Genomic DNA, 23708 nt, shown 5'->3' with positions numbered 1-23708 from the left:
ATCTTAAAGATAACACATTCTTTTAGGAATACAATCCATAATTTGAATAATAGATTGATAGCTACGGACACCATTATTGACTTGGCGAAAAAAACCATTGAAACTGAGCGTGATGCAATAGCACATCTCTCAACTCTTTTAACTGACGATTTTGCCAATGTTGTTAATTGCATAATTGAATCCAAAGGGCGCGTAATTATTTCTGGTATTGGAAAAAGCGCCATCATTGCTACGAAGATAGTAGCTACCTTAAATTCTACAGGAACACCTGCAATTTTCATGCATGCCGGTGACGCAATTCATGGTGATTTAGGCACGGTTCAAGACAATGATGTAGTGATTTGCATTTCTAACAGTGGTAATACTCCAGAAATTAAAATGTTGGTTCCTCTTATTAAAAGGGGTACTAATAAATTGATTGCCATGACAGGTAATACCCAATCTTTTTTAGCAAAACAAGCAGATTATATTCTGAACACTTTTGTAGAAAAAGAAGCCTGCCCTAACGGATTGGCCCCCACCACAAGTACCACAGCACAATTGGTCATGGGCGATGCCTTGGCCATAGTTCTTTTAGAAATAAAAGGATTTAGCAGTACAGATTTCGCAAAATATCACCCAGGTGGTTCATTAGGAAAACGACTTTATTTGAGAGTTGCAGATTTAGTAAGCAAAAATCAAATTCCAAAAGTTCAAAAAAATGCTGAGGTTAAAAAAGTTATCGTAGAGATATCTAAAAAAATGTTAGGCGTTACTGCTGTTCTCGATGGTGAAAAAATTGTTGGTATCATAACCGATGGCGACATTAGACGTATGCTTAACAAGCATGATAATATTAAAGGTCTTATCGCAGAAGATATCATGACAAGCAACCCGAAAACAATACCTGCCGATACCCTAGCCATTAAAGCTTTGGAGCATATGCAGAAAAAAGGAATTTCACAATTACTTGCCATGGACAATGACACATATGTTGGTGTTATTCATTTACATAATTTAATTAACGAAGGTATTTTATAATGAGTTCAAAAGCTACTAAGCCTCACAACGAGATGTCATTTCTCGACCATTTAGAAGAATTAAGATGGCATTTAATTCGGTCTACCCTGGCAATCGTTATCATAGGCTCTGTAGCCTTTTTAATGAAAGATTTCATTTTTGATACGGTCATATTCGGCCCTAAAAAAATGGATTTCCCAACCTATAGAATGTTTTGTGACATTGCTACCTATTTCGGTTTTGATTCTGCTTTCTGTGCAGATAAATTACCATTTACCATACAAAGTAGATTAATGTCAGGGCAATTTTCGGCACACATTTGGACTTCCATTTGGGCAGGTTTCATCATCGGATTCCCATACGTTTTGTACGAAATGTGGAAATTCATTAGCCCAGGACTTTATGAAAAAGAACGTAAAAGTTCAAGAGGCTTCATATTAATTGCTTCGATGTTGTTTTTTATGGGTGTATTATTCGGTTATTACGTAGTTGCTCCATTATCTATTAACTTTTTAGGAACCTATCAAGTAAGTGCTGAAGTAACCAACGAATTTGATTTAGCATCCTATATATCTACCGTAAGAGCTTCTGTTATTGCCTGTGGTATCTTATTTGAATTACCTATAATTATATTCTTCTTAACAAAAGTGGGTCTTGTCACTCCTGAGATTATGAAGAAATATCGAAAAATTGCACTTGTAATCGTACTTATTTTATCTGCGGTTATTACGCCACCAGATGTAGCAAGTCAGATTATTGTTGCAATACCTGTATTAATATTATACCAAGTAAGTATATATATTTCTGCCATGGTACTTAGAAAAGAAAGAAAAAAAGCTGAAAAAGAAAAAAGGAATGTCAAACCAAATTGAAGAATTTAATGCTTATCGTGCTAAGATGAACGACAAGCTATTGGCCGACAACAATAAGATAGTTAAAAGAATATTTAATTTAGATACCAATGCTTTTGCTGCCGGAGCATTAGATGTCAAGACCAAAGAGTTATTAGGTCTTGTTGCCTCTACCGTTCTTCGTTGCGACGATTGTGTAAAATATCATTTAGAAAGTTCTTACAAAGAAGGTGTTTCGAAAGAAGAGGTCATGGAAACTTTAGCAATCGCCACCTTAGTAGGCGGTACCATTGTTATACCGCATTTAAGAAGAGCGTACGAGTATTGGGAAGAATTAGAAAACCAACAAGGTTAAATAATCCCTAATTACTTTTCTAACAGGTGAATAACCAATAGATTTGAAAACATGAAGTTACGTGCCGATAATATTATGAAATCTTACAGAGGTCGTAGGGTGGTTAAAGGGATTTCTTTAGAAGTAAACCAAGGAGAAATCGTTGGCCTTTTAGGACCCAATGGTGCTGGTAAAACAACTTCATTCTACATGATTGTTGGACTTATCAAACCCAATGGAGGTAGCATTTGGTTAGACGATATGGAAATTACCAAATTTCCTATGTATAAACGCGCTCAAAATGGTATCGGTTATTTAGCGCAAGAAGCATCTGTTTTTAGAAAGCTAAGTATTGAAAAAAATATATTGAGCGTACTTCAGTTAACCAAATTGAGTAAGAAAGAGCAGCACATGAAAATGGAGTCGCTAATAGAAGAATTTGGTTTAGGACATATTCGCAAAAGTCGAGGAGACTTACTCTCTGGTGGAGAACGCAGAAGAACTGAAATTGCACGTGCATTAGCTACAGACCCAAAGTTTATTTTATTAGATGAACCATTTGCCGGTGTAGATCCCGTAGCTGTAGAAGACATACAACGTATTGTAGCCCAACTAAAGGACAAAAACATTGGTATACTTATTACGGATCACAACGTGCAGGAAACCCTCGCTATTACAGAAAGATCTTATCTAATGTTCGAAGGTGGTATTTTAAAATCTGGTGTGCCAGAAGATTTGGCTGCAGATGAAATGGTTCGCAAAGTGTATTTAGGTCAAAATTTTGAACTACGTAAGAAAAAGTTGGATTTTTAAAGAATGTAATTTTCGATTACTACAACCAATTACTTGTATTTTTTGATATTGTATAATCCCCAACCAAAGAATAAGAGTTCTAAAAATAAAGCGGGCGTCAATAACATTGAGACACCGTCGAACACTGTACTTACAATTCTACCAAAAGAAATACCTCCCATAAATAGCACATTGCTTAATGTAGCACCAGACCAAAGATTAGGTTTGAAAGCTCCTAACAACCAATACGATCCAATACCGATATAAATACCCATAACGGCACGTAGCATATTCTTTAATTCTAAGGCTTCCACATTAAAATTTAAAAGTTCTGGCATTAGATAAGTAGGGTGGCCACCATAGACCACACCAGCTACTATCACAATTAAACCAGAAAGTAATAAATTAAGATTTTTTGGGATGCCCCTTTTTTCGTTTACCATAAAGTTGAAAATATCTAAATGCTGCTAGTCCACCAATGAATGAAAATATAGCCAGCATCCAAAATACATGCTGATGCCCTTCCAAACCTGGTGAAGCATCTAGCAAATACCCCATTGCCGGACCTGCGAAAATATCAGGGGTATATCCTACCAAAGAAATCAACCCCACTGCTGTGCCTGTTAAAACTAAAGGTATTTTACCACTTTGCATTACAGCAAAGTATAATGAACGGGCGGCATAGACACCTATAGCTACTACCAAAATAGAAAACAAGAAAAAGAAGTACGAGGTATTGTCAACCATACCTGTTGCAAAAATCACTGCACCTAAAAAAGCGATGATAAAACTAATAAACAACCATAAACTAGGCCTAGAATGGTCTGCCAACACACCAATTAAAACGCCAACTACCGGACGAACAAACAATAAGAAAGTACCAACTTCTGCTGAACCAACTTCATCAAACAACATGACATCTTGAGCATATAATGAGAAAACGTCGGTAATCTTATAACCTACATAAGCGCAGAGTATAATGACCATTAACAATAATACCGAAGGCAAGTTAATTACTTCTTTAATTTGAGAAACTGTTATTTTATCAACAACGATTTCTCTTTCTAGCTCCTCTGGCAATTTCATAAATAACCAAACCAACAGTCCTACCATTGCCACAATTGCCGAAGAAGTTAATATAACATAACGAAAGGCAAACCTACTTTCTTCTAAGGTTGCAACTTCTATATCTCCTGTCATAAAATAGGAGAATACCAATACACCCATGGTACCAAAAAGAGCACCTACAAGTCCCCTACCTCCATCTAACAAACCAAATGCCTTGCCTTGTGCTTTTTCACCGCCCCAAACGCGCGTGGCTTTTATCATGGGTGACCAAAAAAGAAAAATTGTGGTGAACCCCCAAAAACCATAAAGTATTTGAAGTGTTGCATATTCCGGAAAAGTAGCGAAGACTAATCCACCTAAAGCAGTCATCCAAAGGGCAATAGCAATAAGTTTTCTAGGCTGATATTTATCTGCTAACGGTCCTCCTAACAGATAAGATACTAGTGCCACAAACCCATATACCGAAAAACACAAACCTAAATCTACATTATCCAGTTCGAATACTTTTAAGACTGTAGGCCTAAAAACACGTTGTAAAACAAAGGGTAAGATAAAAACACTCTCTCCTGCTAAAATCAATAGAAATAAATAATACCAGGGTGCTTTTTCGGGGTCTCTCATTTAAATCTAATCGGAATCCAAATTTCCTCTTCTGAGGTAGGATCATTATTCTTATACTTGGCTCCCAAAACTTCAAAATGTGGACCGTCGTCTAGTTGATATTTGGAGCTTGGAATCCATTCTCCATAAATATATTGAAAAATATCTTGGGCTGAACTAGAACCTTTGTGGTCAAAAACAGCAAATAAACCACCTACAAGAAGTAAACTATTCATGCTTACCGGAATATTTTCAGCTTCATCAACCTCAACGCAAGCCCATTTAATGAATTTTGTTGAAGGATTAAAATCCTTAAAATATTCCTCTGGATAGTATTGTAACGAGATAAAATCGTCAGATAATCGGTTTGTAATTTCGGTACTTCGTTTCCTAAAACTCTTCCAAAGCTCAAATGTCGTATTATCGACCAAACTCATTTGTTGGGATATACCAATCAAGTATTTAGGTTTCAATTCAACGATTCTAGGAATCCTATTCATTTATCACTTTTGTTCAAGTCAATTTCAAATAAACAGGCAGGACCTTCCTTATAATGTGGTGGCAAAGTATCTACATTCTGTAAATCAAACATACCTAAAAAATCAAATCCGGCATTGGTATAATGCCTTATTAACCCTTTATTCTCTCCAATAGTATCTAACCTAACATATCTTTTTTGTTGGATTTTAGCATAAGATTTAGCCCAATCTACAATTGAACCCACAAAATTATGTCCTCTAAAATCTGGGTTGGTGGCAATACGATGAATATAAATGGCAGAGTCGTCATTTCGTTTTCTCCATATCTGTTCATCTGAAAAAGTGATGGCCCAAACACAGGCAATTTTATTGTCAATGAGCAATTTAAACTGCCTATTTTCATTAATCTCATCGGATACCATACTGCGATCAAAATCTGGCCAAACCACAACTGTTTTCTTGCTTCGTTGAAAATCTGACGCTATACCATATAACTTGAATATCTCATCTATATCCTTTGTAGTAGAATTATATACGTTCATTTTCTTATTAATTTGAAATTATAAAATCAAAAGTCCATGCTCTCGTAAACCAGCTATTTGTTTAGAATACCAAAAAAGTTCAAAATCCTCAAATTGTAATTCAAAATCGGCCTTTAACTGGCCAAAAGTCATCAACTTATATTCAGGTCTCATTTTGTCTAACGAAGCTAACAGCCATTTCCCTTTATCTTTATCAACTACTACGTTATATATATCAGACGTAGTATGAAAGCGTAGGTTTAACTGTTCCCAAGTAGCACCTTTCTTCTTTTTAATCCGTTCATTAGCTATTGGCATGGTGCCTAACCACACAATTTTAGCAGATGATTTTGTATTTAACAACGATTCTTGTTGTAGACAACTATAAATATAATCAGCAGTAATAGTCGTAGAAGGAATCTTAAAATCGAACCACTCTTGCAAAGTCATATCAAACCCAATACCGTGCATAAAGTTAAAGAGTGATTTTTTAAGTCCAAAACTAAATTTACTATGATCGATACCTGTTTTATCCTGAAAATCAATATCATTATTAGCAAAGCTGATTTTCTTTATATCTGGCGAAACCCCATACTCCTCAGGGTGCAACCCAACCGGACTATGTGCTGTTAAAGCAAATTGATGCCAAAAACCCGATTGTATAATTTCCAATTCAAACAACTGCCGAACCATTTCTAAGCTATCTACCGTTTCTTGAACCGTTTGGGTTGGGTAGCCGTACATTAAATACGAATGCACCATGATATTCGCTTCGGTTAAATTTCGCGTCACTCGTGCTACTTGCTCCACAGTAACACCTTTATCAATGAGTTTCAGCAAACGGTCTGAGGCCACTTCCAACCCGCCAGAAATTGCAATGCAACCAGATGCTTTCAACAAAAAGCACAGGTCTTGTGTAAAGTTCTTTTCAAAACGAATATTCGTCCACCATGTTATGGTCAGATTTCTTTTCAAAACCTCTAAAGCAAAAGCCTTCATTAATGATGGTGGAGCCGCTTCGTCAACAAAATGAAAACCTGATTCACCAGTTTGTGCTATCAAGGTTTCAACTCGGTCTACTAAAAGACTTGCTGCAACAGGCTCGTATATTTTTATGTAGTCTAATGATATATCACAAAAGGTACATTTACCCCAATAACAACCGTGCGCCATAGTCAGTTTATTCCAGCGACCATCGCTCCATAAACTATGCATGGGGTTGGCAATTTCTATGACAGAAATGTATTTATCCAATAATAAATCGGAATAATCAGGAGTACCAACTTCTTGCTGCTTATAATCTTGTCGTGGACTATCGTTTTTATAAACGACCATGTTATCCTCTAAAATAAATGTCCGTTTTAATTGCCCTTCTCCATTCATCACAAACTGATGAACAAGTTCGAGCGGAAGTTCCCCATCATCCAACGAAATAAAATCAAAGAATTCAAAAACACGCACATCGGTTAAACTACGTAACTCGGTATTCGGGAAGCCACCACCCATGGCAATTTTAATTGATGGATATTTCGATTTTATAAATTGAGCACAACGAAAAGCACTGTACAGATTACCAGGAAATGGAACTGAAAAACAGACTAATTTAGGATTAGTATCTTTCAATTGTTCCGTTAATAAACCTAACGTCAATTCATCGATAAAAGTAGGTTCGCTGTTAATATGATCATATAATTCATCAAATGAATTTGCACTACGCCCCAACCGTTCTGCATATCTGCTAAAACCAAAATTGGGGTCGATACATTCTACTATAAAATCAGATAAATCTTCTAAATACAACGTAGCCAAATGCTTGGCTTTATCTTGCATACCCATATTACCAAAGGCCCATTCCAAATCATCTAATTGTTGAAAACGCGATGCTCTAGGTAAAAAATTATCAGTACATAATTGTCTTGCGAGTGTATCGTTTTTCCCTTGCAAAAAAAGAATTACCGCATCTAAGGTTTTTAGGTAGTCATGTCGTAGTGCATAAATACGTTGGCAATTTTCTGAAACAATTGAATTTTCTTCAAAAGCCATTTCAAATATTATCTGAAATGTATTTTTATTGAATAAGGCTAAAATAACTTCAATCCCTAAATCTGATTGATACGATGAAACATCCTTAGTATTTAAAAAACCTTTAATATAGGCAGTAGCCGGATATGGTGTATTTAACTGCGTAAAAGGAGGCGTAATCAATAAGAGGTCTTTCACAAGGCTGTTTTATAAGGATGATGTAAAGATAAAGGATACCTTATTGATTATTTAGCATTCAAAATATCACTTTCCACATAGTAGTCTAATGGGAAACCATAATTTTATCTGTTTATTAATCTATCTTCTTTTCAGCAATTAAAACTCTAAAAAAATCTGCTACCATTGAAGCTCCCGTCTTACCATTATCATCCATATTAGATAAAATAACAACAGTATACTTATCCTCCATAAAATCCATAAGTTCATTATGTATCCCATACCAACCCCCGCTATGTCCTTGAATGGTTTGATTATATCTCAAGTCTATATCGATTCCATATCCCAAATTTGTATTGTAACCCATTACTTTTGGCTCAAACATTAATTCTGTTGTTGTTCTTTTTAACAATATTCCATTTCTTAGCGCTTTCGAGAACTTGAATAAATCTTCAACTGTGGCGTAGTGAAATCCTGCCGGTGAAGCTTTTGAAAGATAATAATCATTCCTTTTAGGAATAACGTTCTCACCAAAAAACGTTGTATAACCACTTGCCTTATTTTGAACTACCGAATCAATTTCTAACTCCGTAGCGTTTGTCATATCTGCCGGTTTGAATATATTTTCCTTCACGTAATCATAGTAATTCTGTTTGCTAACTTTTTCAATGATTAGGCCTAGTATAACAAATCCTGAACCGCTATAATCATACTTTGTTCCTGGCTTAGACAGCAAAGTATCATTAATAAATAATTTAGCAAAATCGGTAACACTCTTAAAATTCAAACTGTTTGTATCCAACAAACTCACCTTATTATTATGTCCTGAAGTATGTGTCAAAAGCTGATGAATTGTGACAGAATCTCTTACCAGTTTATTAGGATAATCTGGTAGATATTTCCCAATTGGAATATTCAAGTCTACCAATCCTTTTTCATATAACTGTAATGTAGAAACTGCAGTAAACATTTTTGTAATAGACGCTAGATTGAATTTAGTATCAACCTTGTTTTTAATGTTATACTCGATACTTGCCAGACCAAAAGCTCTTTTGTCAATTATTTTATTATCATGTGCAACCAAAATTGCTCCAGAAAAACCAGTTGTATCTAAACTATCAAGAAACGTTTCTATTTGGCTGTCTTTAGATTGACCGAAAATTAAACTACCGATAAATAAAAAAATTATTGCAAAGTATATTTTTGAATTCATTATTTTTAATTGAGATGATCTCACCTAAGATAAGGTTAATCTAAACTATTTAGCATTCAAAATCTCACGTACCGCTTGCTGATACGCTCTAGGGTTATTAGCTTTCTTAATTTTCTTAAAAGCTTTGTGTGGATTCGAAAACGACTGGGAAAAATATTCCCAAAATCCCTGCATTTTCATTTTAATAGGTGTTGGTCCTGATAATGCTTCGTCATACTGCTGATAAATAGTATCATGAAATTCAGAGAAAATCTTCCAACGGTCATTTGGGTATTCGGTTGTATTATTTTTAATCATACTAGGCAAAAATGGGTCTGCAATCAGACCTCTACCCATCATAAAATGGTCAATAGTAGGAAATCGCTCTTTCATTTCTTTATACTTACCGACCGAAGTAATGTCACCATTATAGTATAACGTATGTTTGGTATTTTCAACACAGCGCTGAAAAGCATCTAAATCTACGCCCCCTTTATATAACTGCTTTCCAATACGGGCATGAATGGCAATATTCTTTAAAGGATATTTATCCAAAATAGGAAATACATCTAAAATTTCCTCAGCATTTTCATAGCCCATTCTCATTTTCATAGAAACCGTTACATCAGTTTCTTCATGAGCACGTTTTAAAATATGGTCAATTTTCTCTGGATTACAAATTAGTCCGCTACCCATACCTTGTTTAGTCACCATAGGGTAAGGGCAACCTAAATTCCAGTTCAGTTCAGTATACCCTAAACTTTGAATATACTTTACTACGAATAAAAATTCATCGGCATCACCAGTCATTACCTGTGGTATAACTTCTAAAGTGGTATTATTTTCTGGCTGTAAATCTTTTTGATAAGAATTCTTGATGACCATTTTACCATTCAATCGAATGTATGGCGCATAGAACGTATCAATACCTCCAAAATATTTATGGAATGCATTTCGAAATCTAAAATCGGTAAAACCCTGTAATGGGGATGATAATAAGGTAACTGACATGTATGTATTACTGCGTTAGTTGCAAGTTCTTAAGTTTTGCAACAACAGATTCAGCTGCAAAAATAGCGCCTTCCATGTAACCAGAGTGATGTTTTGAGGTTTCTGAACCTGAAATAAATAATTTATCACCAAACAAAGGTTCTTGATAAAGTGAATTTCCGCCGTTTTGATGCGGAAATAAATTATCAGCCTGTCTGTTGGATTTGGTAAACTCTTCTTGATGCCAAGCAGTTTCTTGGTAAGATTCATACTGCAACGCCTCTTCCCCAAAAACCATTTTCAATTGTGCTTCTATTTTCTCTATACGCTGTTCTTTTGTAAAACGCGCACAACTACCAGATGCAAAACCTACAAGTGCATAAGATTCATTTTCCAAATTCGATTGGTCGTAAAATTCTGTAAGCGGACCAACATTACTAAATATGGTTCCCGATTTACCTTGTTCTCGCCAAAATGGCCTATCATATGTTATCGCAACTTTTAAAGAATCTTGCATCCACGTGTGGGTTTGCTCGGCCAATGAAACTAACTCATTCGGCAAAGCTGGTGAAAATTCTATTTGGTCTATTAATGCAGCAGGTGGCAAAGTAGTAATTATAATATCTGCTTCTAAATTTCGTATTGTCGTAGTGACTTGCACCTTATCTTTTTGAAAATCGATTCTCAAAATAGGTTCATTTAAGCTAACCGTATTTGGTTCTAACTTATTATAAATCACCTCTAACAAATCTATTGTCCCGTTCTTAAATCTATAACTAGGGCTATCGTTCGGAACTGCAATTTCTTGAGGAGGCACATTAGAAAATGTTTGAAAATAAGAAATACCAGTTAAAAATTGTTCAAAAAAGGAAACCCTAAATTCTTCAATAATCTCTTTTAAATAGTAATGACTATCATTGAACCAAGTTGCGCCCATTTCAATTTTTGCATTACCTGATTGTAATGTGTGAATTCTACCTCCTATTCGGTCTCGAGCTTCAACAATCGTAACAATATACCCTAGTTGTTGTAACCGATATGCAGTTAAAAGTCCGGTTAAACCAGCACCCACAATTAAAATCGTTTTATTTATTATCTCCAAATAATTCTAATTAACTACCGATTAAGAAATCTTAGATTGCAAAACACTCACTGAAACTAGCAACTGACCAATATGGCGTTGACTATGTTCTGCAGCATGAAACAGTAGACCGATAACGGTTGAAGGTAATTGCTTTCTACCTACTGTTCTTTTTTCAGTAAGACTGTTTTCTGATATTGTTTCGAAATAGCGTAAAGCCTCTGCCACTTTTAATGAGAACTGCTTACATAATTGTTCAACTTCCGTTTCTAAATTAAACGTCCCCTCCTGTTTAAGAAAATTGAACTGCTCTACAGATAAAGAATCACCCTTGGCATAAGTCAACATTCTATCTAAAACTCCGGTTATATGATTCATATGAAAACCAACCGAAGCCCTACCTGCCACTTTAGCCCATAAAAGTTCTTTTGGAAAATCTGCAGTATACTTTTTCAACTCCCGCTCAGATTGTAGCAAAGCATGGGCGGCTGGCTGTAATACAGCAGGTATGTTGGGTATTGGTCCGCTTAACCAAAACTCTAAATCGTCATCTACGCTATCCATAGTACTTCGTTTTTTTTATTATAAACCTGTATTAAAGTCTCTCTTGTACAAAAGAACTTATTATGTAGAAAAGAATAATTAGTGGTATAGCCATAAATTTCATGGTAACTATCAGTACTACACTAATAATTAAAAAGATATAACGCATGGCATTATCCTTAAAGCTGGTATTCTTAAACTTTAAAGCAAATAAAGGTATACTACAATTTAAAAGATAAGCACTGATTATAGTAAGACCAATTAGAAACCATTGATTAAGAATAAGACTGTTCAATACATCATTGTTTTGATACAATAAAATGAGTGGCAATGAAAGAATTAAAAGGGCATTTGCCGGTGTTGGCAATCCAATAAAGGATGATGTTTGATTTTCATCAATATTAAATTTGGCTAATCGATATCCCGATGCCATGGTAATTATAAATCCAAAAAAGGGTAAAAGGTGCATTAACTTAAATTCACCCGAATTCATAAAAAAGTGTGAGCCATCTCCCCAACCATCTGTCTGTGACATTGCTAATAATTGAAACATCACAATCCCTGGAACCAAACCACTTGTAATCATATCTGCTAAAGAATCTAACTGTAGTCCCAATTCGCTTTTAACATCTAACACCCTAGCTGCAAGTCCATCAAAAAAATCAAAGAAAATTCCCAGAGCAACAAAGATAGCCGCGATTTCTAATCGATTTAAAACTGCAAATAAAGTAGCTACACAGCCACAGAAAACATTCAACAGCGTAATAAAATTAGGAATATGTTTTTTCATAAGAATCTGACTTTGGACGAAACAATTGTTTTGTTCTTGATTAGAGAAATAAAAGAAATCTCTAATATATAATCTGCTATAAAAATAAGATAATTCTATTGGTTCTAGGTTTTAAACCAATAAACTAAAACTAGTTTTAAGTGAAAGACTTAATCAACATCTGGTTCAACCAGTAAATTATAAAAGCTTTTGGAATTAAATATCTTATTATTCGCATCTTTGCAGCTGCTATGAGTTGGTAAAGGTATGTTCAAAAAAACCATTTTTTTTTTAATTCTACTTTTTACTGCATTTTTGGGACATTCTCAAAATGCAGAACTCTCTCCATTATCGAAAATCAGTTTATTGACCGTTGGCACGGGAGAAGATTTAGCTGCTAAGTTTGGGCATAGTGCAATAAGACTACAAGATCCCACATTAGGCATTGATGAAGTATATGGGTATGGCACTTATGATTTTGAAGACCCTAATTTTTATCTGAATTTCACCAGAGGTAAGCTAGCATATACCATTTCGAGAATTCCATTCAAATACTTCGATTACTCTTACCAACAAGAAAAACGTTGGATAAGAGAGCAGCAATTAGATTTAAACCTGCAACAACGAACACAGATTGTTGCTTTTTTAGAACACAACTTATTACCAGAAAACAAGAGATATAAATATGATTTTTTGTTCGATAATTGTGCCACTAGAATACCTATGGTCTTTGAGAAAACTTTAGGCAACGGCTTTGAATTCGATTATAATTATTTAGAAAACCAATTAACATTTCGCGAATTAATTCGACTAAAATTAAACCCAAATACATGGTCTAATTTTGGTATCGACCTTGCTCTAGGCTCAGTAATTGATAGAAAAGCAACGCCTTACGAACATTTATTCTTACCTATTTATGTGTATCGGCAAATGAAGCACACGACTTTAAATGGTAAACCAATAGTTAAAAAAGAAACTTTATTATTAGATATTCCTGAACAGGAAGACCATAGTATCATTTTTCTTACACCTGCCTTTTGGTTAGTACTTCTTTTATGTTTGGTGGCTTATATTACCTACACCGATTATAAAAATTTTCGACGAAATAAATGGTTAGATTTTTCATTATTTCTTCTAACAGGTTTGTCCGGTATTTTAATCTTATTTCTTTGGTTTGGTACAGACCATTTAGCTACCAAAGCAAATTTTAATTCGCTGTGGGCTTTTGCGCCAAACTTAATTATAGCATATATGGTGATGAAAAAAGAGATTCCTGAGTGGATTATCACTTACATCATATTTCTTACCATATTATTAGGTGTCACTTCTATTCTTTGGATGTTTAAAATTCAGGTGTTTTCCATATTATTAATCTTAGTAATTATAGCATTAACTATTCGTTACTTATTTCTGATATATTACTTTAAAAGTAAATATCTAACTAAAAAATAAAAAATCAATCAACCATACATGAATCTACTTACCGTTGAAAATATTTCTAAATCCTATGGCGAATTGGTGCTTTTTGAAAACCTATCTTTTGGTATCAATAAAGACCAAAAAATTGCCTTAATCGCTAAAAACGGTACTGGAAAAACTTCCATTCTAAATATCCTTTCTGGAGCTGACACTCCTGATACTGGACAAGTAAATTATCGAAAATCTACACGTGTTTCCTTTTTGGCGCAGGAACCTGTTATGGACCCCAATTTAACAGTTGAAGAAACTATTTTCGCTTCAGATAATGAGATTTTACAGGTTTTAGCGAATTACGAAAAAGCATTGCTAAATCCTGAGGATGCAGACGCATATCAGAAAGCTTTTGAAGCTATGGACCGTTTTGAAGCTTGGGATTTTGAAACCCAATACAAGCAGATTCTATCAAAGTTAAAACTTGATGATTTGCACGCCAAAGTAGATAAACTTTCTGGTGGACAAAAAAAACGTTTGGCTTTGGCAAATGCCTTGATAAACAAACCAGATCTTTTAATTTTAGATGAACCTACCAACCATTTAGATTTAGAAATGATTGAATGGTTAGAGGAATTTTTTGCTAGAGAAAATATGACTCTCTTTATGGTAACACATGACCGTTACTTTTTAGAGCGTGTTTGTAATGAGATTATAGAATTGGAAAACGGTAAGTTATATCCTTATAAAGGAAATTATTCTTACTACTTAGAAAAAAAGGAAGCCCGTATTGAACAAGAGGCAACCGAGCAACATAAAACAGAATTACTATTTAAGAAAGAATTAGATTGGATGAGAAGGCAACCCAAGGCCCGTACTACCAAATCTAAGTCAAGAATAGATGACTTTGCAGTTATAAAAGACAAGGCAAGTCAACGAAGAAAAGACCATCAAGTTCAATTAGAACTTAATATGGAACGTGTGGGCAGCAAAATTCTTGAACTTCATAAAATATCAAAATCATATCCTGGCAAGCCAATTCTAGATAAATTCGAATATGTTTTTCAAAAAGGGGAAAGAATAGGTATTATTGGCAAGAACGGAACTGGTAAATCTACCTTTCTAAATATTCTAAGTGGCCGTGATCAACCAGATAGTGGAAAAGTAATTGTTGGCGACACCATCAAATTTGGTTATTACACACAAAAGGGAATTGAAATAAAAGCTGGTCAAAAAGTTATTGACGTTATTCGTGAGTTTGGCGAATACATTCCTTTAATGAAGGGTAAGCAGATATCGGCACAACAACTTCTAGAGCGTTTTCTGTTCGACAGAAAGAAACAATACGACTTTGTCGATAAATTGAGTGGTGGTGAACGTAAGCGTCTTTATTTATGCACCATATTAATACAAAATCCTAACTTCTTAATTTTAGATGAACCTACAAATGATTTAGATATTGTAACGCTTAATGTATTAGAAAGTTTCTTGATGGATTTTCAAGGATGTCTTTTGGTAGTTTCTCACGACCGTTACTTTATGGATAAAATCGTAGATCACTTATTTGTATTTAGAGGAGATGCAGTTGTAGAAGATTTCCCGGGTAACTATTCAGATTACAGAGCTTACGAAGACAGCCAAATTCAAGAAAAAAGAGAACAAAAAGAAATTCAAAGTTCTACGAAGACTAATTGGAAAGAGCCGGATACTACTCCAAAAGTCTCCTATGCAGAGCAACAGGAGTATAAAAAACTAGAACGTGAAATTCAGAAATTGGAAAAACAAAAAGTAACTCTCCAAGAGAAATTCACAGATGGTTCATTGAGTGGCGATGACATTAAAGCGTTGTCTATTGAATTAAAAGAACTAACCGATTCAATTGAAGGTAAAACTGAACGCTGGTTCGAGCTTTCAGCAATTATGTAGGACTATACACCATTAAAACTTAGACTTCACAACACATTTTACTACTTCCAAAAAATAGTAGACGAGTGAAATTTACCATTCGTCTACAGTAAAATGCTGCCCAACTATATACACCAAATTATGTTTGTTTATGCCTGTACTTTAGCAGTGTAAAACAAATGTTATGAAATCAATTATCCTTTTAACTGTTCTTTTCTTCACTACTTTCTTAGCGCAAGCGCAAGCTAACAATGAGAACGTTTCTATGGAGATTGAAGCTGCACCAGTTGAAATGGTTCAAACAATTGAAACTACCAATACTATCACACCTACCTTAGAAATTCAAAACACAATGGAAGTTGCTAGATTATACAAGAACAAAAATAACAGAATAATTAAAGCTTTAAAATTCTCAACTAAATTGAATAGCGCTAAACTTTCTTAGTAATAACTTAATTCCCTTTCGCCCCAAATTAAACCTACCCCCAATATCTTACCATAACTTACTTTTAAATTTCTTTTGCTACCAAAACTCAACAATAAATTAAATAGCATCTAAATAATTACAACACTAAGTCTCAACGATAAACATCATAAGTAAATATAAGACCTGAGCATCATTTCATCCCCTAATACTTAGTTATCTACGGCAATTACAAAAAGTAGTAGTCGTACGATTTTCACCATTCGTCTACAGTAAAATGCTGCCCAACTATATACACCAAATTATGTTTGTTTATGCCTGTACTTTAGCAGTGTAAAACAAATGTTATGAAATCAATTATCCTTTTAACTGTTCTTTTCTTCACTACTTTCTTAGCTCAAGCGCAAGCAAACAATGAGAACGTTTCTTTGGAGATTGAAGCTGCACCAGTTGAAATGAGCCAAACAGTTGAAACTACCAATACTATCACACCTACCTTAGAAACTAAAAATACAATAAAGGTTGCTAGATTATACAAGAACAAAAACAACAGAGTAATTAAAGCTTTAGAATTCACCACCAAATTGAACAGCGCTAAACTTTCATAATTATACAAAATCCTTTTCACCCTAATCTTTTACCTACCCAATTTCTTTCCATTACCTACTACTTTTCAAGTATTAATCTTTACCGTTACAATTCTAAGTTGCAACACTATCATTACTTTTGACAAAAATTGAAAAAGTAATTCGTGTTTCGCTTTATATCCTTAATCAAATTCTATTTATCAGCTACCAATCAACATGGGGTTCATTCGCCATTTGTCTATAATTATGTGACCAAATGTCTTTATAAAAAGGATTATTTGAAACTACCCATAACCATAAGAATACTGGTTAAAAGCATCAACTATTTTAAGTATAAATCAATACGACTATTAAGACCGTATAAAGCTCTTGAACGCGTTCTTAGTTCTAATTGTCCAGAAATTTCGGCTACCAATTTAAATGCTGATATTATATTTGGCAGTATCTCTGATTTTTTATCCGAAGAAATCAATACTAACCAACTACAAAATGACACTATGGTGTTGTTAGATGGTATATATAGAGATGGAGTTTGCGCCGATAATTGGAAAAGACTAAAGAAATCAGAACATGTTCGAGTTACTATAGATTTGTTTTATTGCGGTGTATTATTTTTCAGGAAAGAACAAGTGAAGGAACATTTTAAAATACGGATATAAACCAGTAATTTTAAACTAAAGTAATTTTTAATGAACAGTAATACCATATATATAATTCTGGGAGTCGTATTTGCTATTTATTTAGCTATTCGTATTACCAGTCGAGGTAAATCTAATGACCGAAAATCAAGAAAGTTCATGGGTGATTATGAGCGAAAAGAAAAAAAGGACAATTAATCGAATAGAAAATTCTAATCTTTTATAAATAAAATTTAATCTACTTCACAATTTTCTTTAATTCACAGAATGAAAATATATACCAAAACAGGAGATGATGGTACAACAGGCCTTTTTGGTGGAACTCGGGTACCAAAGCATCACATTCGCATAGATAGCTATGGTACAGTAGATGAGTTAAATTCTTGGTTAGGCCTTATTCGAGACCAAAATGTTGACCAAAATAGCAAGCAGCAACTAATAACCATACAAAAACATTTGTTTACTGTTGGCGCCATATTAGCTACAGACCCAGAAAAAGAAGTTCTTAAAAATGGCAAGCAACGCTTAAAAATTACAAAAGTAGGTACTGAAGAAATCAACTTTTTAGAAATTTCCATAGACGAAATGGACAGCCAATTACCACAAATGACCAATTTTATTTTACCTGGCGGTCATACCACAGTGTCATACTGTCATATAGCTAGAACAGTTTGTAGAAGGGCAGAACGTATATCAACATTATTATTTGAAAACGAACCTTTCGATAGTAATGTACTTTCCTTTTTAAATAGGCTTTCTGATTATTTATTTGTGTTGGCACGGAAATTGTCGTATAATTTAAAGGCGAATGAAATAAAATGGGTTCCTAAAAAAAAGGACTAATAAATCCATTATTTATTCGTTATCAATTAACAAATGCAAAAAAAATTAGAGATAAAATTAAAATTTATTAATAATTTCTTGGCTGTCTCGATTTAAAAATTACTTTTGCAAAAAATTTAAAATCAAACAATTACTATGTATTGGACATTAGAATTAGCGTCTTATTTAAGTGATGCACCTTGGCCGGCAAGTAAAGATGAGTTAATAGATTACTCCATCAGAACTGGAGCCCCTCTAGAAGTCGTAGAAAATTTACAATCTATGGAAGAAGAAGGTGGCGAGATATATGAATCTATAGAAGAGATTTGGCCTGACTACCCAACGGAAGAAGACTACCTCTGGAACGAGGACGAATATTAATATTCGATATCACAATAACTACTTAAAAGTCTCCTCGGGGGCTTTTTTTTTATGTAATTTTGGCAGGTTATTAGGTTAAACAGCTCAAAAAGCAAGACTGGAATACCTTTTGCTCTTTTACAGCGTCGGCCATATTTGTCGTCTCTATAATATTTTGAAAATCACCTTTACCTATTTTACAGGCAAAGTAGATTTCAATTCTAATAGTTTAAAATATATGAGTTTCATTAATTCCATCCTAAAGGCATTCGTTGGTGATAAATCACAAAAAGATGTAAAGGAATTACAGCCTTTAGTAGATCAGATAAAGTCATTCGAATCGCAGCTTGAAAGCCTTAGCCATGATGAACTTAGGCAGAAAACCATAGAATTTAAGAAAATAATTCAAGATTCTTATAAAGATATAACTGACCAAATAAATACCTTAGAGGAAGAAGTTAAAAACTCTACCGATATTGATAAGAACGAAGATATTTATACGGAAATAGACAAACTTAAAGAGGAAGCTTACACCATCTCAGAAGTAACCTTAAATGAACTATTACCAGAAGCATTTGCCGTTGTTAAAGAAACTGCCAAGCGCTTTGCAAACAATGAAACTTTAAAGGTGACAGCATCAGAATATGACAGAACATTGTCAGGTTTTAATGATTATGTCACATTAGAAGGCGCCGATGCTATATGGAAAAATTCCTGGAACGCTGCCGGTAAGGAAGTTACTTGGGATATGGTACATTATGATGTACAACTTATAGGTGGTATTGCCATGCACCAAGGCAAAATTGCTGAAATGCATACTGGTGAAGGTAAAACTCTTGTTGCTACACTAGCCCTGTATTTAAATGCATTAAGCGGAAATGGAGCTCACTTGGTTACCGTTAATGATTACCTAGCAAAAAGAGATAGCGCTTGGATGGCTCCAATATTTCAATTTCATGGCCTTTCTGTAGACTGTATTGATCATCACAGACCCAATTCTGATGGTAGACGTGCTGCTTACAATGCAGATATTACTTATGGTACCAATAATGAATTTGGTTTCGATTACCTAAGGGATAATATGGCGCACACACCTAAAGACTTAGTGCAACGCCCGCAAAACTATGCGATTGTCGATGAGGTCGATTCTGTTTTGGTTGATGATGCCCGTACACCTTTAATTATTTCTGGCCCTGTACCAGAAGGTGATCGTCATGAATTTAATGAGCTAAAACCTAAGGTTGGTGAAATTGTTCAAAAACAACGTCAACACTTAACAGGAATTTTAGCTGAAGCTAAAAAGCTTATTGCAGAAGGCGATACTAAAGAGGGTGGTTTTCTTTTACTACGTGTTTTCAGAGGGTTACCTAAAAATAAAGCACTAATCAAATTTTTGAGTGAAGAAGGAGTTAAGCAACTACTTCAGAAAACCGAGAATTTTTATATGCAGGATAATAATAGGGAAATGCCAAAGGTAGATGAAGACCTATTATTCGTAATCGATGAAAAGAATAACCAGATTGAATTGACAGATAAAGGTGTTGATTATATTTCTGGCGAAGAAAACAGAGACTTCTTTGTAATGCCAGATATTGGTGGTGAAATCGCGAAGATTGAAAACCAAAATCTTGAAATTGAAAAAGAAGCAGAACTTAAGGAAGAACTTTTTAAAGACTTTACCATTAAGAGTGAGCGTATTCATACAATGAGTCAATTATTAAAGGCATATACCCTTTTTGAAAAAGACACTGAATATGTGGTTATGGATAATAAGGTGATGATTGTTGACGAGCAAACTGGTCGTATAATGGATGGCCGTAGGTATTCAGATGGCTTACATCAAGCAATTGAGGCTAAAGAAAACGTGAAAATTGAAGCGTTGACACAAACTTTTGCTACAGTTACATTACAAAACTATTTTAGAATGTACAGCAAACTGTCAGGTATGACAGGTACCGCTGTTACAGAGGCTGGTGAATTTTGGGAAATCTATAAATTAGATGTAATGGAAATTCCAACCAATAGACCTATTGCCAGAGATGACCGTAACGATTTAATTTACAAGACAAAAAGAGAAAAGTACAATGCAATTATTGAAGAGGTAACCAAAATAAGTAAATCTGGCAGACCAGTACTTATCGGTACCACTTCGGTAGAAATATCTGAGTTATTATCCAAATTATTGAGTGTTCGTAAAGTTCCTCATAATGTATTGAACGCAAAGCTTCACAAGAAAGAAGCTGATGTTGTTGCAGAAGCAGGTAATGCCGGTATTGTGACTATCGCCACCAACATGGCAGGTCGTGGTACGGATATTAAATTGTCTGATGCTGTTAAAAAAGCGGGTGGACTTGCCATAATCGGTACAGAACGACATGACTCTAGACGTGTAGACAGACAGCTACGTGGACGTTCAGGGCGACAAGGAGATCCAGGGAGCTCACAATTCTATGTTTCTTTAGAAGATAACCTTATGCGTTTATTCGGTTCTGATAGAGTTGCTAAAATGATGGATAAGATGGGCTTAGAAGATGGTGAGGTTATTCAACATAGTATGATGACCAAGTCTATTGAACGTGCTCAGAAAAAAGTTGAGGAAAATAACTTTGGTGTACGTAAGCGATTATTAGAATATGATGATGTTATGAACGCACAGCGTGAGGTAGTCTATAAAAGAAGGCGTCATGCATTACAAGGTGAGCGTTTAAAACTTGATATTGCCAATATGATCTATGATACTTGTGAAGTTATCGTAGAAGGTAATAAAGCTGCCAGTGATTATAAGAATCTGGAATTTGAGCTGATTAAATATTTCTCTATGACATCGCCAGTTGATGAAGCTGATTTTGGAAAATTGGGTGCTCAAGAAATAACAGGTAAAATTTACAAAGCTGCTTACGACCATTATAATAATAAAATGGAACGTAATGCCGCATCTGCCTTTCCTGTAATTAAAAAAGTACATGAAGATAATGCGAACAATTTTGAGCGTATTGTAGTACCATTTACCGACGGAATTAAAAGCTTGAATGTTGTAACCAATCTTCAAGAAGCTTATGATACAAATGGTAAACAATTAATTACCGATTTTGAAAAAAACATTTCACTAGCTATTATTGATGACTCGTGGAAAACGCATCTTCGTAAGATGGATGAGTTGAAACAATCGGTACAATTAGCAGTTCACGAACAAAAAGACCCTTTATTAATTTATAAGTTCGAAGCTTTTGAACTTTTTAAATCAATGATAGAGAAAGTGAACAAAGAAGTAATTTCATTCTTGTTCAAAGGAGAATTGCCTTCTGAAAATACAAATGCCATTCAAGAGGAAAAGAATATTCGCCGTTCGAAAGAAAATTTACAAATGAGCAAAGAGGAAATTCCTAATAGTGATGAAATGGCAGCCCAAAGTAGAGCCGTGGGTCAAACTCAAGGACAACGCCCTGCCATCACAGAAACGATCACTAGAGAACAACCCAAAATTGGTCGTAACGAACGTGTTACCATAAAAAATGTAATGAGTGGAGAAAGTAAGACTGTGAAATTTAAACAGGCAGAACCTCTAATTCAAAGTGGAACTTGGGTTATGACCCAAGATTAAAATAAATACATTCAGCATTTAAAAAGGCACTCCTACAAGGGAGTGCCTTTTTTCATACCTCATAGTTGAATTATCAATCCAATTCCTGATAATAATACATCCGCGAAGAAATTGATTCCTTAGAAAATAAAATGTTGTACAATTCATTTTTTAACAGCAATTACACAAATAAAATATAAGCAATACGAAAAGATTAGTGTAATATGTTACACAATAACAAAATTTACTAGCATAATGATAAAAACATAATTAGATTTACAATACATAATTAGTATGTTTTTTTAGTACATAAATAATATCTATGCCCGGATTTACCATTGACCAGGAGCGTCTTCAGGATAAAACCAAACTTTTTCTAAGGGTAAATTATACCACTAGCATTATCTCCATTCTTTTTGGAGTAGCATGTTATTTTCTTTTAAATATTACCAATATTATTCCCTTTGCTCTTTTTGGCTTTGGAATTTTAAATTTAATTAACCTCCAGTACTTTAAGGTTCATAAAAAGATTTTACCCACCTACAATTTTTCATCAATTATAGGCTTAATCTCCTCATTTACAATAACTTTATATAGCGGCGGCATTCAAAGCCCTTTTATTTTTATGATTCCACTTATTGCATTTGGTGGGTTTATCAATAGTAGTAGATATGGTAAAGTATATTTAAATATTATAATTTTACTCGTCTTAATAATTTTCACACAAACCATCTCTGAGTTAAAAATTACCGAAAATGTTGTTCCAGAAAGTTCGCGCGCTGTCTTTAGCCTTGTATCAATTTTATTTTCGGTTTTTATTCTAGGAAACACATTAGGAAAAAGTTTATTAAAAACATACAACGCACTCTATACTTCAAAAAAAGCCATGGCTATCCAAGTTCATGAAAAAGAAAATTTATTGAAAGAAGTACACCATAGGGTAAAAAATAATTTACAAACAGTATCAAGTTTATTAAGTCTTCAGTCACGCAATATTGAAAGTGGGCCTCTGAAGGGCCTCTTGAAAGGCACACAGAATAGAGTTATCGCCATGGCTATGGTTCATGAAATGCTCTACATGCGAAAAGATATTAGCCACATTGAATATGAATCCTATGTCCAAGAATTGAGCGAATACTTAATTCGCTCGATAAAAGGTATCGATAATAACGTTAATTTAAAAATTGATATCCCAGATATTAAATTAGGTATAGACACAGCCATTCCATTAGGTTTATTAATTAATGAGTCATTAACTAATGCTCTAAAATATGGAATAGTGGGTGACGAAGAAGGAGAAATCAACATCAAATTACAAAAAGATTCTGAAAACGATAATTGTTATATACTAGAAATAGGTGATAATGGTATAGGTTTTCCTGAAACTGTCAATTATAAAAACACAAAATCATTAGGTTTAAAACTAATACATAATCTTACTCGCCAATTAAGAGGCACTATTGAACGCGACACCTTAAAAAAAGGAACCAATTACATTATCAAATTCCAAGAAATTAAGCAACAACTATCTCCTATTGCTTAATTACCAATCCCTATAATATCT

At 34.2% G+C, this 23708-nt stretch carries 24 protein-coding genes; 14 read left to right on the top strand and 10 right to left on the bottom strand.

The genetic code is table 11. From position 1 onward, the window contains the following. The first annotated feature begins 42 nt into the window (after positions 1-42). The 4 genes from AAC084_RS18810 to lptB are packed head-to-tail and all read left to right on the top strand — an operon-like array spanning position 43 to position 2997. Positions 43-1020, top strand: a complete 978-nt coding sequence (locus AAC084_RS18810) for a KpsF/GutQ family sugar-phosphate isomerase (RefSeq protein ID WP_339841826.1) — start codon at positions 43-45, stop codon at positions 1018-1020. Beyond that, positions 1020-1871: a twin-arginine translocase subunit TatC gene (gene tatC, locus AAC084_RS18805; protein ID WP_339841824.1), complete on the top strand. Its 852-nt coding sequence runs from the start codon at positions 1020-1022 to the stop codon at positions 1869-1871. The genes AAC084_RS18810 and tatC overlap by 1 nt, the downstream gene beginning before the upstream one ends. Then, on the top strand, positions 1855-2205 hold the full coding sequence (locus AAC084_RS18800) for a carboxymuconolactone decarboxylase family protein (protein WP_339841823.1): 351 nt from the start codon (positions 1855-1857) through the stop codon (positions 2203-2205). Before tatC ends, AAC084_RS18800 begins: the two co-directional genes overlap by 17 nt. A 51-nt stretch (positions 2206-2256) precedes the next feature. Then, positions 2257-2997 (top strand): LPS export ABC transporter ATP-binding protein, encoded by a 741-nt coding sequence (gene lptB, locus AAC084_RS18795; RefSeq protein WP_339841822.1) that lies wholly within the window; start codon positions 2257-2259, stop codon positions 2995-2997. A 29-nt stretch (positions 2998-3026) separates the two neighbouring features. Here the strand turns inward: lptB and AAC084_RS18790 are convergent, their stop codons facing one another. The 10 genes from AAC084_RS18790 to AAC084_RS18745 form a co-directional block, all read right to left on the bottom strand. Then, the gene (locus AAC084_RS18790; RefSeq protein ID WP_339841820.1) at positions 3027-3419 is read right to left on the bottom strand and encodes a DUF4345 domain-containing protein; all 393 of its coding nucleotides are present in this window, start codon (positions 3417-3419) and stop codon (positions 3027-3029) included. Beyond that, positions 3382-4665, bottom strand: a complete 1284-nt coding sequence (locus AAC084_RS18785) for an MFS transporter (protein WP_339841818.1) — start codon at positions 4663-4665, stop codon at positions 3382-3384. Before AAC084_RS18785 ends, AAC084_RS18790 begins: the two co-directional genes overlap by 38 nt. Next, the gene (locus AAC084_RS18780; protein ID WP_339841816.1) at positions 4662-5144 is read right to left on the bottom strand and encodes a GyrI-like domain-containing protein; all 483 of its coding nucleotides are present in this window, start codon (positions 5142-5144) and stop codon (positions 4662-4664) included. Before AAC084_RS18780 ends, AAC084_RS18785 begins: the two co-directional genes overlap by 4 nt. Next, positions 5141-5665: a GNAT family N-acetyltransferase gene (locus AAC084_RS18775; protein ID WP_339841814.1), complete on the bottom strand. Its 525-nt coding sequence runs from the start codon at positions 5663-5665 to the stop codon at positions 5141-5143. The genes AAC084_RS18780 and AAC084_RS18775 overlap by 4 nt, the downstream gene beginning before the upstream one ends. 18 nt (positions 5666-5683) lie before the next feature. Further along, a complete protein-coding gene (locus AAC084_RS18770; RefSeq protein ID WP_339841813.1) occupies positions 5684-7864 on the bottom strand; it encodes a B12-binding domain-containing radical SAM protein in 2181 nt (726 codons plus the stop codon). 115 nt (positions 7865-7979) lie between these two features. Beyond that, the gene (locus tag AAC084_RS18765) at positions 7980-9056 is read right to left on the bottom strand and encodes a serine hydrolase domain-containing protein (protein ID WP_339841812.1); all 1077 of its coding nucleotides are present in this window, start codon (positions 9054-9056) and stop codon (positions 7980-7982) included. A gap of 45 nt (positions 9057-9101) precedes the next feature. Continuing rightward, positions 9102-10046, bottom strand: coding sequence for a tRNA-dihydrouridine synthase family protein (locus AAC084_RS18760; protein WP_339841811.1), 945 nt, complete (start codon positions 10044-10046; stop codon positions 9102-9104). A gap of 7 nt (positions 10047-10053) precedes the next feature. Next, positions 10054-11127, bottom strand: coding sequence for an FAD-dependent oxidoreductase (locus tag AAC084_RS18755; protein ID WP_339841809.1), 1074 nt, complete (start codon positions 11125-11127; stop codon positions 10054-10056). Between the two features lie 21 nt (positions 11128-11148). Continuing rightward, positions 11149-11670: a DinB family protein gene (locus AAC084_RS18750; RefSeq protein ID WP_339841808.1), complete on the bottom strand. Its 522-nt coding sequence runs from the start codon at positions 11668-11670 to the stop codon at positions 11149-11151. A gap of 31 nt (positions 11671-11701) precedes the next feature. Further along, positions 11702-12439: a CDP-alcohol phosphatidyltransferase family protein gene (locus tag AAC084_RS18745; RefSeq protein ID WP_339841807.1), complete on the bottom strand. Its 738-nt coding sequence runs from the start codon at positions 12437-12439 to the stop codon at positions 11702-11704. A gap of 246 nt (positions 12440-12685) precedes the next feature. On the opposite strand from AAC084_RS18745, the gene AAC084_RS18740 reads away from it, so the two are divergent. From AAC084_RS18740 to AAC084_RS18695, 10 genes are all read left to right on the top strand, one after another. Next, positions 12686-13870, top strand: coding sequence for a DUF4105 domain-containing protein (locus tag AAC084_RS18740; protein ID WP_339841806.1), 1185 nt, complete (start codon positions 12686-12688; stop codon positions 13868-13870). An 18-nt stretch (positions 13871-13888) separates the two neighbouring features. Then, positions 13889-15754: an ABC-F family ATP-binding cassette domain-containing protein gene (locus AAC084_RS18735; protein ID WP_339841805.1), complete on the top strand. Its 1866-nt coding sequence runs from the start codon at positions 13889-13891 to the stop codon at positions 15752-15754. 163 nt (positions 15755-15917) lie between these two features. Beyond that, positions 15918-16178, top strand: a complete 261-nt coding sequence (locus AAC084_RS18730) for a hypothetical protein (protein ID WP_339841804.1) — start codon at positions 15918-15920, stop codon at positions 16176-16178. A gap of 326 nt (positions 16179-16504) precedes the next feature. Next, entirely contained in the window at positions 16505-16765 is a 261-nt protein-coding gene (locus AAC084_RS18725; protein WP_339841803.1) for a hypothetical protein, read from the top strand. Positions 16766-17022: 257 nt separating this feature from the next. Continuing rightward, a complete protein-coding gene (locus AAC084_RS18720) occupies positions 17023-17403 on the top strand; it encodes a hypothetical protein (protein WP_339841802.1) in 381 nt (126 codons plus the stop codon). Between the two features lie 30 nt (positions 17404-17433). Then, positions 17434-17580 carry a hypothetical protein gene (locus tag AAC084_RS18715; RefSeq protein ID WP_339841801.1) on the top strand — a complete coding sequence of 49 codons (147 nt, stop codon included), beginning with the start codon at positions 17434-17436 and terminating at the stop codon, positions 17578-17580. 69 nt (positions 17581-17649) lie between these two features. Then, positions 17650-18225 carry a cob(I)yrinic acid a,c-diamide adenosyltransferase gene (locus AAC084_RS18710; RefSeq protein ID WP_339841800.1) on the top strand — a complete coding sequence of 192 codons (576 nt, stop codon included), beginning with the start codon at positions 17650-17652 and terminating at the stop codon, positions 18223-18225. 135 nt (positions 18226-18360) lie between these two features. Further along, complete coding sequence (locus tag AAC084_RS18705) at positions 18361-18585, top strand: DUF2795 domain-containing protein (protein ID WP_027064442.1); 225 nt, start codon at positions 18361-18363, stop codon at positions 18583-18585. Between the two features lie 217 nt (positions 18586-18802). Then, the gene (gene secA / locus AAC084_RS18700; RefSeq protein ID WP_339841799.1) at positions 18803-22165 is read left to right on the top strand and encodes a preprotein translocase subunit SecA; all 3363 of its coding nucleotides are present in this window, start codon (positions 18803-18805) and stop codon (positions 22163-22165) included. A 604-nt stretch (positions 22166-22769) separates the two neighbouring features. Then, complete coding sequence (locus AAC084_RS18695; RefSeq protein ID WP_339841798.1) at positions 22770-23687, top strand: sensor histidine kinase; 918 nt, start codon at positions 22770-22772, stop codon at positions 23685-23687. The last annotated feature ends 21 nt before the right edge of the window (positions 23688-23708 follow it).

This window comes from uncultured Maribacter sp. (genome assembly GCF_963977385.1).
Classification (GTDB): domain Bacteria; phylum Bacteroidota; class Bacteroidia; order Flavobacteriales; family Flavobacteriaceae; genus Maribacter.
This window is presented reverse-complemented; position numbering and strand designations above follow the sequence as displayed.